At 68.7% G+C, this 16,558-nt stretch carries 16 protein-coding genes; 10 read left to right on the forward strand and 6 right to left on the reverse strand.

What is annotated here, in order from left to right; genetic code table 11:
- The first annotated feature begins 3 nt into the window (after window positions 1-3).
- The 4 genes from AC1RLW_RS24920 to fahA are packed head-to-tail and all read left to right on the forward strand — an operon-like array spanning window position 4 to window position 3,830.
- Entirely contained in the window at window positions 4-198 is a 195-nt protein-coding gene (locus AC1RLW_RS24920) for a DUF2783 domain-containing protein (protein ID WP_062472729.1), read from the forward strand.
- Window positions 199-244: 46 nt separating this feature from the next.
- The gene (gene hmgA / locus AC1RLW_RS24925) at window positions 245-1,555 is read left to right on the forward strand and encodes a homogentisate 1,2-dioxygenase (protein WP_493195513.1); all 1,311 of its coding nucleotides are present in this window, start codon (window positions 245-247) and stop codon (window positions 1,553-1,555) included.
- 2 nt (window positions 1,556-1,557) lie between these two features.
- The gene (locus AC1RLW_RS24930; RefSeq protein WP_493195591.1) at window positions 1,558-2,538 is read left to right on the forward strand and encodes a Bug family tripartite tricarboxylate transporter substrate binding protein; all 981 of its coding nucleotides are present in this window, start codon (window positions 1,558-1,560) and stop codon (window positions 2,536-2,538) included.
- Between the two features lie 26 nt (window positions 2,539-2,564).
- Complete coding sequence (fahA, locus tag AC1RLW_RS24935; protein WP_493195514.1) at window positions 2,565-3,830, forward strand: fumarylacetoacetase; 1,266 nt, start codon at window positions 2,565-2,567, stop codon at window positions 3,828-3,830.
- Window positions 3,831-3,870: 40 nt separating this feature from the next.
- Here fahA and mrdA read toward each other — a convergent pair whose 3' ends face one another.
- From mrdA to AC1RLW_RS24955, 4 genes are all read right to left on the reverse strand, one after another.
- Window positions 3,871-5,868 (reverse strand): penicillin-binding protein 2, encoded by a 1,998-nt coding sequence (gene mrdA / locus AC1RLW_RS24940; protein WP_062472723.1) that lies wholly within the window; start codon window positions 5,866-5,868, stop codon window positions 3,871-3,873.
- 147 nt (window positions 5,869-6,015) lie between these two features.
- Complete coding sequence (mreD, locus tag AC1RLW_RS24945) at window positions 6,016-6,537, reverse strand: rod shape-determining protein MreD (protein ID WP_062472721.1); 522 nt, start codon at window positions 6,535-6,537, stop codon at window positions 6,016-6,018.
- A complete protein-coding gene (gene mreC, locus AC1RLW_RS24950) occupies window positions 6,534-7,496 on the reverse strand; it encodes a rod shape-determining protein MreC (RefSeq protein ID WP_095743224.1) in 963 nt (320 codons plus the stop codon). The genes mreD and mreC overlap by 4 nt, the downstream gene beginning before the upstream one ends.
- Window positions 7,497-7,582: 86 nt before the next feature.
- Window positions 7,583-8,626: a rod shape-determining protein gene (locus AC1RLW_RS24955; protein ID WP_056583929.1), complete on the reverse strand. Its 1,044-nt coding sequence runs from the start codon at window positions 8,624-8,626 to the stop codon at window positions 7,583-7,585.
- Between the two features lie 216 nt (window positions 8,627-8,842).
- Here AC1RLW_RS24955 and gatC point away from each other — a divergent pair, with 216 nt between their 5' ends.
- From gatC to gatB, 3 genes are read left to right on the forward strand one after another with little or no spacing between them, the layout of a single operon-like run.
- Entirely contained in the window at window positions 8,843-9,142 is a 300-nt protein-coding gene (gene gatC, locus AC1RLW_RS24960) for an Asp-tRNA(Asn)/Glu-tRNA(Gln) amidotransferase subunit GatC (protein WP_056583926.1), read from the forward strand.
- Window positions 9,142-10,632, forward strand: a complete 1,491-nt coding sequence (gene gatA / locus AC1RLW_RS24965) for an Asp-tRNA(Asn)/Glu-tRNA(Gln) amidotransferase subunit GatA (protein WP_493195515.1) — start codon at window positions 9,142-9,144, stop codon at window positions 10,630-10,632. Before gatC ends, gatA begins: the two co-directional genes overlap by 1 nt.
- 1 nt (window position 10,633) lies before the next feature.
- The gene (gene gatB, locus AC1RLW_RS24970) at window positions 10,634-12,124 is read left to right on the forward strand and encodes an Asp-tRNA(Asn)/Glu-tRNA(Gln) amidotransferase subunit GatB (RefSeq protein ID WP_493195516.1); all 1,491 of its coding nucleotides are present in this window, start codon (window positions 10,634-10,636) and stop codon (window positions 12,122-12,124) included.
- 46 nt (window positions 12,125-12,170) lie between these two features.
- On the opposite strand, the gene AC1RLW_RS24975 is transcribed toward gatB, so the two are convergent.
- Together AC1RLW_RS24975 and pyrE are read right to left on the reverse strand one after the other, a co-directional pair.
- Window positions 12,171-12,863, reverse strand: a complete 693-nt coding sequence (locus AC1RLW_RS24975) for a DUF4124 domain-containing protein (protein WP_493195517.1) — start codon at window positions 12,861-12,863, stop codon at window positions 12,171-12,173.
- A gap of 12 nt (window positions 12,864-12,875) precedes the next feature.
- Entirely contained in the window at window positions 12,876-13,556 is a 681-nt protein-coding gene (gene pyrE / locus AC1RLW_RS24980) for an orotate phosphoribosyltransferase (RefSeq protein ID WP_056583914.1), read from the reverse strand.
- Between the two features lie 12 nt (window positions 13,557-13,568).
- Between pyrE and AC1RLW_RS24985 the strand changes: the two genes are divergently transcribed.
- The 3 genes from AC1RLW_RS24985 to AC1RLW_RS24995 are packed head-to-tail and all read left to right on the forward strand — an operon-like array spanning window position 13,569 to window position 16,558.
- Window positions 13,569-14,372: an exodeoxyribonuclease III gene (locus AC1RLW_RS24985; RefSeq protein ID WP_062472711.1), complete on the forward strand. Its 804-nt coding sequence runs from the start codon at window positions 13,569-13,571 to the stop codon at window positions 14,370-14,372.
- Window positions 14,373-14,387: 15 nt separating this feature from the next.
- Window positions 14,388-15,752 carry a hypothetical protein gene (locus tag AC1RLW_RS24990; RefSeq protein WP_493195518.1) on the forward strand — a complete coding sequence of 455 codons (1,365 nt, stop codon included), beginning with the start codon at window positions 14,388-14,390 and terminating at the stop codon, window positions 15,750-15,752.
- A complete protein-coding gene (locus AC1RLW_RS24995) occupies window positions 15,749-16,558 on the forward strand; it encodes a DUF1266 domain-containing protein (RefSeq protein ID WP_493195519.1) in 810 nt (269 codons plus the stop codon). Before AC1RLW_RS24990 ends, AC1RLW_RS24995 begins: the two co-directional genes overlap by 4 nt.

Genomic DNA, 16,558 nt, shown 5'->3' on the forward strand with positions numbered 1-16,558 from the left:
CCGATGCAACCGCAACTGATCACCACGCCGAACCTCGAAGCGCCCGACGATTTCTACGAGGCGCTCATCGAGGCCCACCAAGGGCTTTCCACCGAGGAAAGCCACGCCTTCAACGCACGGCTCGTGCTCGTGCTGGCCAACCACGTCGGCTCGCTGGCCGTGCTGCGCGAAGCCTTCGACGCGGCGCGCGCCGGCTGAACGGCCGCACGTTCCCACCTCATCGCGACTTTCGAAAGACAAGCCCATGACCCAAGCAACACCCGCCGCCGAACGGCGCTACCAGAGCGGCTTCGGCAACGAGTACGCCTCCGAGGCCGTGCCCGGTGCGCTGCCCCAAGGCCGCAACAACCCGCAGCGCGGCCCCTTCGACCTGTACACCGAGCTGCTCTCGGGCACCGCCTTCACGGCGCCGCGCCATGAGAACCGCCGCACCTGGCTGTACCGCCGCCAGCCCTCGGTGGTGTCGGGCCGCTACCAGCCGTACGCGCAGGCGCACTGGACCACCGGCGCCGACCGCGAGATCGCGCTGCCGCCCGAGCCGATGCGCTGGGGCCCGCTGCCGCTGGACGGCGCGGCCGACGTCGACTTCATCGACGGCATGCACACGCTGGCCGCCAACGGCGACGCCGAATCGCAGGTCGGCATCGGCTCGCTGATGTACATGGCGGGCCGTTCGATGGACCAACGCGCCTTCGTCAACGCCGACGGCGAGATGCTGGTGATGCCCCAACAAGGCCGCCTCGTCGTCACGACCGAACTCGGCGTGCTCGACGTGAAGCCCGGCGAAATCGTGGTGCTGCCGCGCGGCATGGCCTTCAAGGTCGCGCTGCCCGACGGGCTCTCGCGCGGCTACGTGTGCGAGAACTACGGCGCGCACTTCCGCCTGCCCGAACTCGGCCCCATCGGCTCGAACGGTCTGGCCAACGCACGCGACTTCCAGGCGCCCGTGGCGGCTTTCGAGGCAGACGGCGGCGCCTACGAGCTGGTGAAGAAATTCGGTGGCCGCTTCTGGACCGCGCCGACGAAACAGTCGCCCTTCAACGTGGTCGCCTGGCACGGCAACCTCGCACCGGTGAAGTACGACACGGCGAACTTCATGGTGATCGGCTCGATCAGCTTCGACCATCCCGATCCGTCGATCTTTACCGTACTGACCTCGCCCAGCGACACGCCCGGCACGGCCAACTGCGACTTCGTGATCTTCCCGCCGCGCTGGATGGTGATGGAAAACACCTTCCGTCCGCCGTGGTTCCACCGCAACCTCATGAGCGAGTTCATGGGCCTGGTGCTGGGCGAGTACGACGCCAAGCCGGGCGGCTTCAAGCCCGGCGGCGCGAGCCTGCACAACTGCATGGTGCCGCACGGGCCGGACGAGGAAGCCTTCGACAAGGCCACGCACGCCGACCTCAAGCCGCACAAGCTGGACAACACGCTGGCCTTCATGTTCGAGAGCCGCTACCGTTTCATCCCGACGAACTTCGCGCTGCAAAGCCCGGCGCTCGACACCGACTACACCGACTGCTGGGCCGGCCTCAAGGACCAATTCAAGCCATGAAGATGAAGAAGAGCGCTTTCGCCCTCACCCGCCGCGCGGCGGCCGTCGCACTGCTCGCGGCGCCGTTCCTGCTGGCGCACGCGGCCGACTTTCCGTCCAAGCCCATCAAATTCATCGTGCCCTACACGGCCGGCGGCACCACCGACCTGGTGGCGCGCACCGTGGGCCAGAAGGTGTCGGAGAAACTGGGCCAGCCGGTGCTCATCGACAACCGCAGCGGCGCGGGCGGCAACATCGGCATGGACACCGTGGCCAAGGCCGCGCCCGACGGCTACACAATCGGCTTCGGCGCCATCTCGACCAACGCGCTAAACCCGCACATCTACAAGTCGATGGCCTTCGACCCGCGCAAGGACTTCACGGCCATCAGCCTGCTGGGCATGTCGACCATCGTGCTCGAAGTGCCCGCAAGTTCGGCCATCAAGACCGTGCCCGAGCTCATCGCCGCCGCGAAGAAGAACCCCGGCCTGCCCTACGCCACCGCGGGCGCCGGCACCTCGATGAACCTGGCCGGCGTGATGTTCGCGCAGATGACCGGCACCGAGCTCACGCACGTGGCCTACAAGGGCAGCGGCCCGGCCATCACCGACATGCTGGGCAACACCATCGGCGTGATGTTCGACAACCTGCCGGCGTCGCTGCCGCACATCCAGGCCGGCAAGCTGCGCGCGCTGGCGGTGGCGGGCTCCACGCGCTCGCCCTCGCTGCCCGACGTGCCGACGATGGCCGAGGCGGGCCTCAAGGGCTATGCGCTGGAGCCGTGGTTCGGCGTGTACGGGCCGGCGAAGCTGCCGGCGCCGATCGTGAAGGCGCTGAACGAAGCCTTCGTCGAAGCGCTCGCGATGCCTGACGTGAAAGCCAAGCTGCAGCAGGCCGGTTTCTCGCCGCGCGGCTCGAGCGCGCAGGAGCTCACCACGCTCACCGACACCGAATACAAGCGCCTGGGCGACGTCGCCAAAAAAGCGGGCATGACCGCAGACTGATCCGATTCAAGAACCGAAAGACCTCCATGACCGCACTCAACGCCACCCACGACCCGAAGCTGCGCAGCTGGGTCGCCGCCGCCAACGTGGCCGGCACCGACTTCCCGATCCAGAACCTGCCCTTCGGCCGCTTCCGCGCCGCCGGCAGCAGCGAGGCCTTCCGCATCGGCGTGGCCATCGGTGACCAGATCCTCGACCTGCGCGCCTCCGGCCTCATCGACACCGACGACATGAACGTGCTGATGAACGCCAGCGTGAAAGACCGCCAGGCGCTACGCGCCGCGATCTCCGCCGGACTGGCCGAAGGCAGCGGCCAGCAAGCCGCATGGTCGAAGGCGCTGCTCGCGCAAGCCCAGGCCGAGATGACCGTGCCCTGCCGCATCGGCGACTACACCGACTTCTACACGGGCATCCACCACGCCACCACCATCGGCAAGCTGTTCCGTCCCGACCAGCCGCTGATGCCCAACTACAAGTGGGTGCCCATCGGCTACCACGGCCGCGCCTCGTCGATCGGCGTGAGCGGCCAGGTCTTCAAGCGCCCGCAGGGCCAGACCAAGGCACCCGATGCGGTGGCGCCGAGCTTCGGCCCCTCGAAGCGCCTCGACTACGAACTGGAGCTGGGCTTCCTCGTGGGCCGCGGCAATGCACTGGGCGAACCCATCGCCATCGGCGACGCCGAAGACCACCTGTTCGGCGTGACCCTGCTCAACGACTGGTCGGCGCGCGACCTGCAGGCCTGGGAATACCAGCCGCTGGGCCCGTTCCTGGCGAAGAACTTCGCCAGCACGCTGTCGCCCTGGATCGTGACGACCGAAGCGCTGGCGCCGTTCCGCGCGAAGTTCGAGCGCCCCGCCGAAGACCCGCAACCGCTGCCCTACCTCGATGCGCCCTCGAACCGCGACAGCGGCGCGCTCGACATCACGCTCGAAGTGCTGCTGCAGACCGCGAAGATGCGCGCCGACGGCGTGGCGCCCGTGCGCCTCACGCTCGGCAACACCACCGAAGCCGCCTACTGGACCGCCGCGCAGCTCATCACGCACCACACGGTGAACGGCTGCAACCTGCAGCCCGGCGACCTGCTGGGCTCGGGCACGCTGTCGGGCCCGCAGCCCGACCAGGCCGGCTCGCTGATGGAACTCACGCTGGGCGGCAAGCAGCCGGTCACGCTGCCGAACGGCGAGAAGCGCACCTTCCTGGAAGACGGCGACACGCTGGTGATGCGCGGCTGGTGCGAGCGCGAAGGCGCGGTGCGCATCGGCCTGGGTGAAGTCGCCGGGACGGTGGTCTGACCCTGGCCTGAGCGACGGTGCGCCCCGCGGGGCGCACCTGTCAGGGCGTCGGCGCCGCCGACGATGCCGCGCCCGCCGGTGCCGGCACCGCGGCCGCCGCGGGCCAGGCCACCTCGCTGGCCACGCGCGGCTTGCCCATCGGCGCGCCCGCGCGGCCGATGCGCACGGCGGCCATGTCGGCCTCGCTCGGATACTGGTCCATGAGCCAGTAGTCGAACACGCGGCGCGCCAGCGGCGCCGCGGCGCCCGCGCCCCAGCCGGCGTTCTCGACGATGACGGCGAGCGCGATCTTCGGGTTGTTGGCCGGCGCGTAGGCCATGAACAGGGCATGGTCGCGCTGGTGTTCTTCGAGCGCGCGTGCGTTGTACTTGGTGTTCTTGGCCTGCGTCACGGCCTGCGCCGTGCCGGTCTTGCCGGCCGCCTGGTAGCCCGCGCCCGCGAACACGCCGCGCGCCGTGCCACTGGTGACCACGCTGGTCAGGCCCTCGCGGATCACCGCCACGTTGGCCGCCGTGTAGCCCAGGTTCTCGGCCGGCGGTTGCGGCAGCGGCACGACCTGCCCGCTGACCGTGTTGCGCATCGCCAGCGCCAGGTGCGGCCGGTGCTTCATGCCGCCGTCGGCCACGATGGCCGTGGCCTGCGCCAGCTGCAGCATGGTGAAGGCGTTGTAGCCCTGGCCGATGCCCAGCGAGATGGTCTCGCCCGCGTACCACTTCTTCTGCTCGGGCCGCTTGTAGGCGTTGCGCTTCCATTCGGTGCTGGGCAGCACGCCGCGCACCTCGCCGCCCAGGTCGATGCCGGTGATCTGGCCGAAGCCCATCGGCTTCATGAAGTCGTGGATCAGGTCCACGCCCATCTCGTTGGCCAGCGAGTAGTAGTAGATGTTGCTCGACACCTGGATCGAGCGGCGCATGTCGACGCCGCCCAGGTAGCCCTCGGGGCTGCCGAAGCGGTGGCCGCCGAAGTTGAAGTAGCCGGGGTCGTTCACCACCACGCTCGCGGCGCGCTTGCCGGTCTGCAGCGCCGCCAGCGCCATGAAGGGCTTGTAGGTGGAGCCCGGCGGGTAGGTGCCGCGCAGCGCGCGGTTGAGCAGCGGCTTGTCGATCGATTCGGTGAGCGCCTGCCAGCTCTCGGTGTCGATGCCCTCGACGAACAGGTTGGGGTCGAAGGTGGGCTTGCTCACGAAGGCCAGCACTTCGCCGGTCTTGGGGTCGATGGCCACGAGCGCGCCGCGCCGGTCGCCGTACATGTCTTCCACCAGCTTCTGCAGCTTGATGTCCAGCGACAGCATGACGGTGTTGCCCGGCGTGGCCGGGTGGCTCGCGAGCCGGCGCACGGCGCGCCCGCCGGCCGAGGTTTCCATCTGCTCGACGCCGGTCTGGCCGTGCAGCATCTTCTCGTAGCTCTGCTCGATGCCCAGCTTGCCGATGTAGTCGGTGCCCTTGTAATTGGCCTGGTCTTCCTCGTCCCAGTCTTCCATCGCGGTTTTTTCGCGCTGGTTGATGCGACCGATGTAGCCCAGCACGTGAGAGGCCAGCTCGCCCTGCGGGTAGTTGCGGAACAGGCGCGCCTTGATCTCCACGCCCGGGAAGCGGTAGCGCTGCGCCGCGAAGCGCGCCACCTCTTCGTCGCTCAGGCGGGTGCGGATCGGAATGGAGTCGAAGCTGCGCGAGTCTTCACGCAGGCGCTTGAAGCGGCGGCGGTCGCGCGGCGACACCTCGAGCACGCTGGTCAGGCTGTTGATGGTCTCCTCGACATCACCGACCTTGGAGGGCGTGATCTCCAGCGTGTAGGCCGAGTAGTTGGAGGCCAGCACGATGCCGTTGCGATCGAGGATGAGCCCCCGGTTCGGCACCACCGGCACCACGGCCGTGCGGTTGCTCTCGGCCTGCTCGGCCAGGTCGGCATGGCGCACCACCTGCAGGTAGACCAGCCGCGAGCCCAGCAGGCTGAAGGCGAACAGCACCGCCAGGCCGATGACGATCACGCGGCGCTTGAAGCGCGCCAGGTCGGCGGCAACGTTGCGGATTTCGGTCATGGCGTCAGGAAGCTTAGGCGTGCGCAGGTGCGATGGCAAATGCGACGGGCGGCCGCCGCCGGGCCGCCCCAAGGCGGGCCGCGCCTCCCCCTCGGGGGGTGGAGTTACACGCAGCGAAGCGAAGTGAAAAGCCGGGGGGCACCATGACTAGAGGGGGCGGTTCTCGTCGGGTTCGGGCGTGCGGCGCTGGGGCGCCAGCAGCAGCGCGGTGGCCAGCGGCCACAGCGCCGCCTCGAGCGCCGGCGAGACCAGCACGCCCCAGCCCGGGAACACGCCGCCGCCGATCATGCGCGTGATCACCTCGATGAACTGCGACAGCGCAAACAGTGGCAGCACCTGCAGCGCCTGCGAGAGCACCGGGTACCACAGCAGGCGCCGGTGGATCATGATCGCGAAGAAGCCCAGCGTGGTGTAGGACAGCGCATGCTGGCCCAGCATCGACGACTGGTGCACGTCCATGAGCAGGCCGAACATGAAGGCCGCGCCGATGCCCACGCGCGCGGGCTGGTGCACGCCCCAGAACACGATCACCAGCGCCAGCAGGTCGGGCATCCAGGCGGCGCGGCCGATGGGGATCATGTTGACCAGCAGTGCCACGAGCAGGCTGGTCCACATGAAGACGGGGCTGACGGGCAGCAAGAGCTGCTGCTGGCCGGGGCGCTTGATCATCGCGTGGCTCCCGCCGGTTTCTTCTCGTTCTTGCCGGCGCCCGGCTTGCCTTCGGGGCGCTTGCGCTGGGTGGACGCGGCCTCGACGTGCGGCGGCGCCACCGGGGCGCCCGAGGGCTCGAGCACCAGCACGTAGCGCGCCGCGGTCACGCGGGCCAGCGGCACGCAGTAGATGCGCGCAAAGGCCGAGTCGGCGCGGCGCTCGATGCGCTCGATCTTCGCCACCGGCAGGCCGGCCGGGTAGATGCCGTCGACGCCGCTGGTGGACAGCAGGTCGCCCTCCTGCAGGTCGGCATTGGCCGCCATGAAGCGCAGCTCCATGCCGCCGCCGTGCGCCGACGCATCGCCGAAGGCCACGCTGCGCACGCCGGTGCGGGTGTTCTGCACGGGAATGGCCAGGTCGCGGTCGATCACCAGCGTGACCTCGCTCGTGAAGGGCAGCACCTGCGTCACCTGGCCCAGCACGCCGCGCGCGTCGATCACCGGCGAGCCGGCGGCCACGCCCTGCGCGAGGCCCTGGTCGATGACGATCTTGCGCGTGTAGGGGTCGGCCGCGTCGTACAGCACCTCGGCCGGACGGCCCGGCGTGGTGGTGGTCTGGCGCAGCTCGAGCAGCTCGCGCAGGCGGGCGTTGTCTTGCGCGAGCGTGTCGGCGCGGCTGGCGGTCTCGGCCTGCAGCATCAGGGCCTTGCGGGCCTCGTCTTCGTTGCGCTGCGCGGTCTGCAGCTCTTCGAAGTAGCGGCTGCCGCCCATCACCAGCATGACCGGCTTGAGCGCCGCCATCTGCACCGGGTAGAGCACCGCGCCGATGGCCGAGCGGATCGGCTTCACGAGGTGAAAGCGGGCGTCGGCGACCATGAGGAAGAGCGAGAGCGCGCCGAAGAAGATCAGCTTGCTGAGTGCCGATTGCCCCTGGTTGAACAGGGGTGGCGCTGTGCGATCGAGCGTGCCCAGAGGCATGTAGTCAGACCCGGCGGTGGTGCGGCATCAAATAACAAAAAGCCGGCCTGCGCAAGCAGAGGCCGGCCGATGATGGCTTTCGCCTTTTACTCGCTCGTGAAGATGCTGCCCAGACGGTCCATGCGCTCCAGGGCGATGCCGCAGCCGCGCACCACGCAGGTCAGCGGGTCTTCGGCCACGAGCACCGGCAGGCCGGTTTCCTCGGCGAGCAGGCGGTCGAGGTCGCGCAGCAGCGCGCCGCCGCCGGTGAGCATCATGCCGCGCTCGGCGATGTCGGCGCCCAGTTCGGGAGGCGTCTGTTCCAGCGCGTTCTTCACGGCCGAGACGATGTTGTTCAGGGGGTCGGTCAGGGCTTCCAGCACTTCGTTGCTGCTGATGGTGAAGCTGCGCGGCACGCCTTCGGACAGGTTGCGGCCCTTGACTTCCATTTCCTTGACTTCGGAGCCCGGGAAGGCCGAACCGATGTTCTTCTTGATGACTTCGGCCGTCGGCTCGCCGATCAGCATGCCGTAGTTGCGGCGGATGTAGTTGATGATGGCTTCGTCGAAGCGGTCGCCGCCCACGCGGACCGAGCCCTTGTAGACCATGCCGCCCAGCGAGATCACGCCCACTTCGGTGGTGCCGCCGCCGATGTCCACCACCATCGAGCCCGAGGCTTCGCTGACGGGCAGGCCGGCGCCGATGGCCGCGGCCATGGGTTCTTCGATGAGGTAGACGGCGGTGGCGCCGGCGGCTTCGGCCGCGTCCTTGATGGCGCGGCGCTCGACCTGGGTCGAGCCGCAGGGCACGCAGATGATGATGCGCGGGCTCGGCGTGAGCAGCGTGCGCGGGTGCACCATCTTGATGAACTGCTTGATCATCTGCTCGGTGATCACGAAGTCGGCAATGACGCCGTCCTTCATCGGGCGGATCGCCTCGATGTTGCCGGGCACCTTGCCCAGCATGGCCTTGGCTTCGCGGCCGACGGCCTGGATCACCTTCTTGCCATGGGGGCCGCCTTCGTGGCGGATCGCGACCACGGAGGGCTCGTCCAGCACGATGCCCTTGTTGCGGGCGAAGATCAGGGTGTTGGCGGTGCCGAGGTCGATCGCCAGGTCGGTGGAGAAGTACCGACGGAAAGCTCCAAACATGTGCGGAATCCTCTGAGCACGGCCTGCGCATCGGCAGGTCGTCGCTCTATTTTTGGGTCGTTTGACGGGGTGAATTGATCGTTTTTGGCGCAAAAGCCGGCGCGTTCGCGGGGGTTGCGGCAAAGGCGGGATAATAACCGAATCCCCTCTGAATCCCGTGTCGGCACCCTCTTCGGCGTGCGATTGCCTCCGGTTTTTTCGACCCGTCAGCCATCTATGTCTCTTTCCGCTTCCGATATTGCACGCATCGCCTCCCTGGCGCGGCTGCAGCTTGCCCCAGATGAAAGCGAGCGCATGCTCACTCAAATCAACGGCTTCTTCGATCTGGTCGAACGCATGCGCGCGGTCGACACCACCGGCGTCGAGCCGCTGGCGCACCCCGTGGCCGCGCTCGAAGACGTGACGCTGCGCCTGCGCGACGACGTCGTGAGCGAGCCGAACAACCGCGAAGCCAACCAGAAGAGCGCCCCGGCCGTCGAAGCCGGCCTGTTCCTCGTGCCCAAGGTGATCGAATAATGAGCGGCGAGCAACTGCACCAGATGGGCGTGGTCGCCCTGGCCAAGGCCCTGGCCGAGCGCAAGGTTTCGGCCGTCGAGGCCTCGCAGGCGTTTCTCGGCCGCATGAAGGCCCACGAGTCGCTCGGCACCTTCGTCGACGTCAACGAAGAAGTCACGCTGGCCCAGGCCCGCGCGGCCGACGCGCTCCTCGCCACCGGCAACGCGCCCGCGCTGGCCGGCGTGCCCATTGCGCACAAGGACATCTTCGTCACCACCGATTTCGCCACCACCGCCGGCTCGAAGATGCTCGCGGGCTACCGCTCGCCCTTCGACGCGACCGTGGTGCGCCGCCTGGCCGAAGCCGGCGCGGTCACGCTCGGCAAGCTCAGCTGCGACGAGTTCGCGATGGGCTCGGCCAACGAGAACGTCGCCGTGCCCGCCGTGGGCCACGACCAAGCCGTGCCGGTGCGCAACCCCTGGAACCTCGAACGCATTCCGGGCGGCTCGTCGGGCGCCAGCGCGGCGGCTGTCGCGGCACGCCTCGCGCCTGCCGCCACCGGCACCGACACCGGCGGCTCGATCCGCCAGCCCGCGTCGTTCTGCGGCATCACCGGCATCAAGCCGACCTACGGCCGCGCCTCGCGCTACGGCATGGTGGCCTTCGCATCGAGCCTCGACCAGGCCGGCCCGATGGCCCGCTCGGCCGAAGACTGCGCGCTGCTGCTGTCGGCCTTCTGCGGCCCTGATCTCGACCGCGACTCGACCTCGCTCGACAAGCCTGCCGAAGACTTCGGCCGCTCGCTGAACGACTCGCTCGAAGGCCTGCGCATCGGCGTGCCCAAGGAGTTCTTCGGCGACGGCGTGGCACCCGGCGTGCGCGCCGCCATCGACGCGGCGCTCGCGCAGTACGAGAAGCTCGGCGCGAAGCGTGTCGAGGTCTCGCTGCCGCGCACCGAGCTGTCGATTCCCGTGTACTACATCCTGGCCGCGGCCGAAGCCTCGAGCAACCTGAGCCGCTTCGACGGCGTCAAGTTCGGCCACCGCGCCAGGCAGTACAAGGACCTGGCCGAGATGTACGAACGCACGCGCGCCGAAGGCTTTGGCGACGAAGTGAAGCGCCGCATCATGATCGGCACCTACGTGCTCTCGCACGGCTACTACGACGCCTACTACCTGCAGGCGCAGAAGGTGCGCCGCATGATCGCGGACGACTTCCAGCAGGCGCTGACGCAGTGCGACGTGATCGCCGGCCCCGCCGCACCGACCACCGCCTGGAAGATCGGCGAACACGGCGACGACCCCGTGGCCGACTACCTCGCCGACATCTTCACGCTGCCCGCGTCGCTGGCCGGCCTGCCCGGCATGAGCGTGCCCGCAGGCTTCGATGCGGGCATGCCCGTGGGCCTGCAACTGATCGGCAACTACTTCGGCGAAGCGAAGCTGCTCAATGCAGCGCACCGCTTCCAGCAAGCCACCGACTGGCACACGCGCACGCCGGAGGGCTTCTGACATGAGCGAGACCGTGAACACATTCGAAGCACAACAACAAGGCCGCCCGACCGGCCCGCTGGTGCGCGGCTATGAAGTCATCATCGGCTTCGAGACGCATGCGCAACTGTCGACCGCGAGCAAGATCTTCAGCCGCGCCTCCACCGCCTTCGGCGCCGAGCCCAACACGCAGGCCTGCGCGGTCGACCTGGCACTGCCCGGCACGCTGCCCGTGATGAACAAGGGCGCGGTCGAACGCGCCATCAAGCTGGGCCTGGCGCTGGGCTCGCACATCGCACCGCGCAGCGTGTTCGCACGCAAGAACTACTTCTACCCCGACCTGCCCAAGGGCTACCAGATCAGCCAGTTCGAGATCCCGGTGGTGCAAGGCGGTGCGGTGTCGTTCTTCCTCGGCGAAGAAAAGAAGACCGTGCGCCTGGTGCGCGCCCACCTCGAGGAAGACGCGGGCAAGTCGCTGCACGAAGACTTCATCGGCCAGAGCGGCATCGACCTGAACCGCGCCGGCACGCCGCTGCTGGAGATCGTGACCGAGCCCGACATGCGCTCCACCGCCGAGGCCGTGGCCTATGCGAAGGAACTGCACAAGATCGTCACGTGGATCGGCATCTGCGACGGCAACATGCAGGAAGGGAGCTTTCGCTGCGACGCCAACGTGTCGGTGCGCAAGCCCGGCGAGAAGCTCGGCACGCGCCGCGAGATCAAGAACCTGAACAGCTTCAAGTTCATGCAGCAGGCGATCGACTACGAGATCAACTCGCAGATCGACGAGCTCGAAGAAGGCCGCGCCATCGAACAGGCCACCGTGCTGTTCGATCCCGCCACCGGCGAGACGCGCACCATGCGCACCAAGGAAGACGCGGCCGACTACCGCTACTTCCCCGATCCGGACCTGCCGCCCCTGGTGGTGGCCGCCGAGTGGATCGAGCGCGTGCGCGCCACCATGCCCGAGCTGCCGCGTGCCACGGCCGAGCGCTATGTGCGCGACCACGGCCTGTCGGAATACGACGCCGCGCAGCTTACGCAGGGCGTGGCGCTGGCGCAGTACTTCGACGACGCGGTGAACGCCGGCGCGGCGCCCAAGCTGGCCAGCAACTGGATCACCGGCGAGATGGCACGCCGCCTGAACGCCGCCGAGATCGGCATCGAGGCCGCGCCTGTGAAGGCCGCGCAGCTTGCGCAGCTGGTGACGCGCATCGCCGACGGCACGCTGCCCAACAACGCGGCGCGCCAGGTGTTCGAAGCGCTGTGGAGCGGCGAAGGCAGCGATGTCGACGCGATCATCGAAGCCAAGGACCTGAAGCCGATGAACGACGCCGGCGCGCTCGACAAGATCCTCGACGAGGTGATTGCCAAGAACGCGAAGAACGTCGAGGAATACCGCGGCGGCAAGGAAAAGGCGCTCAACGGCCTCGTGGGCCAGGTCATGAAGGCCAGCGGCGGCAAGGCCAACCCTGCGCAGGTCACCGAGCTGCTGAAAGCCAAGCTGGGCTGATCACGAACGAGCCCCGGGGCCTTGCGCCAGGCCCCGGCGGATTCGTTCAGCGCGGGTTACCGCCGTTCTGCGGCGACCAGAGCGTCTTCAGGCGCCCGCGCTCTTCATCGAAGCGCGCATTCACGCGCTTCTTCTCTTCTTCCTGCTCCGCGATGAAGCGGTTCTGCACGGCCACGCTCTGCGTGTTGTCCTCGATGCGGCGGCGCACGGCGCCGGGCGCCTTGCTCGTGTCCTGCTTGTAGAACTCGAGCTCTTCGTCGATCTTCTTGCGGTCGTCAGCGAGCTCGACGAGGCGCTTCTTCGCGGCCTGGATCACCGCATCGATCTGCGACAGCGCCTCGACGCGCTCGCGGTCGTGCGTGGTGGCATTGGGGTAGCGCACCAGCAGCGCGCGCTCGCGGCGGCGCTCGTCGATGAGCCGTGCGGCCTGGATGGCGGCTTCGCGCGCGCGGTCCTCGCGCTCCTGCTGCTCGCGCGCCGTGTAGGTCGGCTCCAGCTTGCGGCGCACCGTGCCGCTGGGGCCCAGTTCGCGCTGCTCGCGGTCGCTGCACTCGGCGATCGGCCGGTCGGCCGTGAGCGTGCGCCCGCGCGCGTCGACGCAGGTGTAGATGCCGACGCCGGGCCCGTCCGTCCTGGCGGGCTGGGCCAGCGCCGTTGCGCATGACGACAGGGCCGCCAGGCCCAGCCACAGCGACGCCACGGCGGCAGCAGAAGAGGGATCGCGCGCGGGGCGTCGCATCGGCGCTGCGTCTCAGGCGCCGTAGCGCGTGCGGTAGGCCAGCACGCGCTCGCGGTGCGCGCCGAGGTCGGCGGCGGCGTTGCCCGAGAGGTAGCTCAGCAAGTCGTCCAGCGTGGCGATGGGCACCACCGCGAGGCCGAGCTGGTTGCGCACGTACTGCACGGCGCTGTGGTCCACGTCGACGCCGTTCTCGGTGGCTTTTTCCTGCCGGTCCAGGGCGATGGCCACGGCATGCGGCGTGGCGCCCGCGGCCTGGATCGCGGCGATCGATTCGCGCACCGCGGTGCCGGCCGACATCACGTCGTCGACGATCAGCACGCGGCCCTTCAGCGGCGCGCCCACCAGATTGCCGCCTTCGCCGTGCGCCTTGGCTTCCTTGCGGTTGTAGGCAAAGGGGTAGTTGCGCCCGCGCCGGGCCAGCTCGGCGGCCACGGTGGCGCCCAGCGGAATGCCCTTGTAGGCGGGGCCGAAGATCATGTCGAACTCGAGGCCGCTTTCGACCAGGCGGTCTGCATAGAATCCGGCGAGCCGCGCGATCTTGGCGCCGTCGTCGAAGAGGCCCGAATTGAAGAAATACGGGCTCATGCGACCGGCCTTGGTCTTGAATTCGCCGAAGCGAAGCACGCCGGCGTCGAGCGCGAACTGGACGAAGTCCTGTGCCACCGCGCTGCTTGTCTGACCGTCTACAGCCATTGGAAATTCCTTGTGTTCAAACTGACCAGTCTCAATCTCAATGGCCTGCGCTCGGCGGCCACCAAGGGCGTCGCCGACTGGGTGGCCGAACTCGCGCCGGATTGTATTTGCATGCAGGAGATCCGCGTCCAGGCCAGCGATGTCGAAGGCCGCTTCGAGCAGATGGCGGGCCTGCAGGGCCACTTCCACTTTGCCGAGAAAAAAGGCTACGCGGGCACCGCCATCTACACGAAGCATGCGCCCAGCGCCGTGGTGGTGGGCTGGGGTGATCCCGAATTCGACGCCGAAGGCCGCTACCTCGAGCTGCGCTTCGACACGCCCAAGCGCAAGTTCTCGGTGATCAGCTGCTACTTCCCGAGCGGCAGCTCGGGCGAGGAGCGCCAGGCCGCCAAGTTCCGCTTCCTGAAGGGCTTCTTCCCGCACCTCTTGGCGCTGAAGAAGGAGCGCGAGTTCATCCTGTGCGGCGACATCAACATCGCGCACCAGGAAATCGACCTGAAGAACTGGCGCGGCAACCAGAAGAACAGCGGCTTCCTGCCCGAAGAACGCGCCTGGATGACGCGCCTGCTCGACGCCGGCACCGAAGGCGCGGGCCTGGTGGACGTGTACCGCCGCCTCAAGCCCGACACCACGGGCGACGCCTACACCTGGTGGAGCAACCGCGGCCAGGCCTACGCGAACAACGTGGGGTGGCGGCTGGACTACCACCTGGCCACGCCGGCGATGGGCGCGCTGGCGCGCACCGAGGCGATCTACAAGACGGTCAAGTTCAGCGACCACGCGCCGATCACGGTGGAGTACGACTTCACGCTGTAAGTCGCCCGCCCGTCGATGCCGATCCCGACTCCGTCTCCGTCCACGAACCCGTCCTCGCCGCCCACGGCCGCGGCGACGGCGGTGTACCTGCCGCGCGACGTGGTGAACGCGCCCGAGGTGAAGGCCGCGATCGCGCGGCGCAGCGCCGAGCGCGGCGACGACGCCGACATGGCGGCCTGGCTGCTGAACCACTTCTTCCGCTGGGCCATCGGCAGCTTCGGCAACGTGCTGCCGGTGCAGTCGCCCGCCGACTACCTGGCCGCGGCCGGGCCCGACAAGCCGCTGCCCGAGTGGCTGGCGAAGCAGCTGCAGCCGCGCGCTCCTGCCGCGGCGAACGCGGCGTCCGTGCAGGACAAGGAAAAGTCCAAGGGCAACACGGGCAACAAGGCCGAATCGCCCGCCGCCGAAGCCGCCCCGAAAACTTTCTACTACCTCGACCCCGAGCACCTGCTGCTGGTCGACCGCGAACGCATGCTGGTCGAGTTTTTGCGCTCGCGGCGCGGCACGCGGCTCGAACAGAAGCTGCAGCGCATCACCTGCTTCATGGCCATGGCCCTGTGGGAGCAGGAGCACCAGCGCATGCAGGCCAAGCGCAACAAGGGCTGGGTGCCCAGCAGCGGCCTGGCGCTGAAGGAAGTGCTGCGCACGCCCAACGGCGTGATCTTCGAGTTCATCGGCAGCCATGCGGCCTTGCGCGAGGAAATGGCCTACGAGTCGTTCCACATGCAGCATTGCCTGGGCCAGTTCGCCAACATCAAGAAGCTGAACGGCGGCTACGGCGAGCAGTACGCGAGCGCCGCGCAGAGCGGCCGGCTGCGCCTGTTCACGCTGCGCAGCGCGGGCAACCTGCCGCACGTGACCATCAGCCTCGAAGTGCATCCCGACGGGCTGCGCGTCGACCAGATCAAGGGCAAGCAGAACCGCCACCCGATCCGCAAGTACGCGGACGACGTGCTGCAGTTCCTGCGCACGCTGCCGCCGCGCGGCGAGCGCCACAGCGACTGCGAGGGCATGGGCCTGGTGTTCGAGCCCGAGGCTTCGGATGCCGCCCGGGGCGAATGGAAGTTCGTCACCGACGTACAGAGCCCCGATTTCCTGCTCAGCGTGATGAGCGGCAACTTCCACCTGATCGAGCACTTCGAGCAGCCGCCGCCGGCGCTGCAATGGCTGCTGCTGCGCATCGCGCCGCACGAGCTGGCGCGGCTGCGGCAGATGGACGTGGCAGTGGCCGCCGCCGCCCGGCTGACGCTGCCCCCGAACCGGTTGCCGCCGTCGCTGCAAGCGGCCCCCACGCCGGCGCCCGCCACGATGCTGGAGATCGAAGGCATCTCGCTGAGCGCCGCCGTGTGCGCGCCGCCGCTGGGAGCGGCATTGCCATGACGCAGGCCATCGTCATCGTTGTGTTCCTGGGCCTGCTGTACCTCGGGGTGCGCATCGCGTGGTTCGTCGTGCGCACCGCGTTCCGTATCGTCGTGCGCGGCTCGGGCACGGCGATCGGCCACATGGAAAAGGCCAACGCCGACCTCGCGGTGCGCGCCGCGCAGGCCCGGGCCGACGCCGGCAAGGTGGTGCCCAACCGCCGCCGCTGGGCGCTGGCGCTCGGCGACATCCTGCTGCTGCGCAACGGCCTGCGCTGCGACAGCGACACGCTGGCGCTCGACGTGCCCGCCGAGCTGCGCCAGCGGCTGGCCAAGCAGGTGCTGCGCGAAATGAACATGGCCGCCGACCTGCCCGAACGCGACATCGCCACGCAGATGCAGGCCGCGCTGGTCGGCTGGGTCGGCGGGCTCGGCCGCACCCACGCCAACTTCTACGAACAGCTCGCGGCCGAAGGCCAGGTGCGCGACGCGCTGGCCTTCGACTGCGCGCGCACCGCCTTCCTGGTGCGCTGCATCGCGCTGCTGGGCTGGGTGCCCGAGTCGCAGGCCTGGCTGGTGCTGTTCCTCAACGCACAGCGCGCGCAGGACAGCTTCGAGAGCTGGGAAGACTTCGGCCACGCCTATGCGCGGGCGCGGCTGCACTGGCTGCGCATCAGCAGCCAGGACGGCCCCGCCTCGTCGCGCGCCACGCTGGAGGTGCAGGAGCACCTGCAGAACACCCAGGGCAACTGGCTCACGCTGCCCTGGAAGCGCTACCGCATCTTCGATCCCCAACCCGTCACTCTCGCCCCCGCCGCGTCGGCCTGA

Source organism: Variovorax sp. GW822-FHT04A09 (assembly GCF_058801005.1).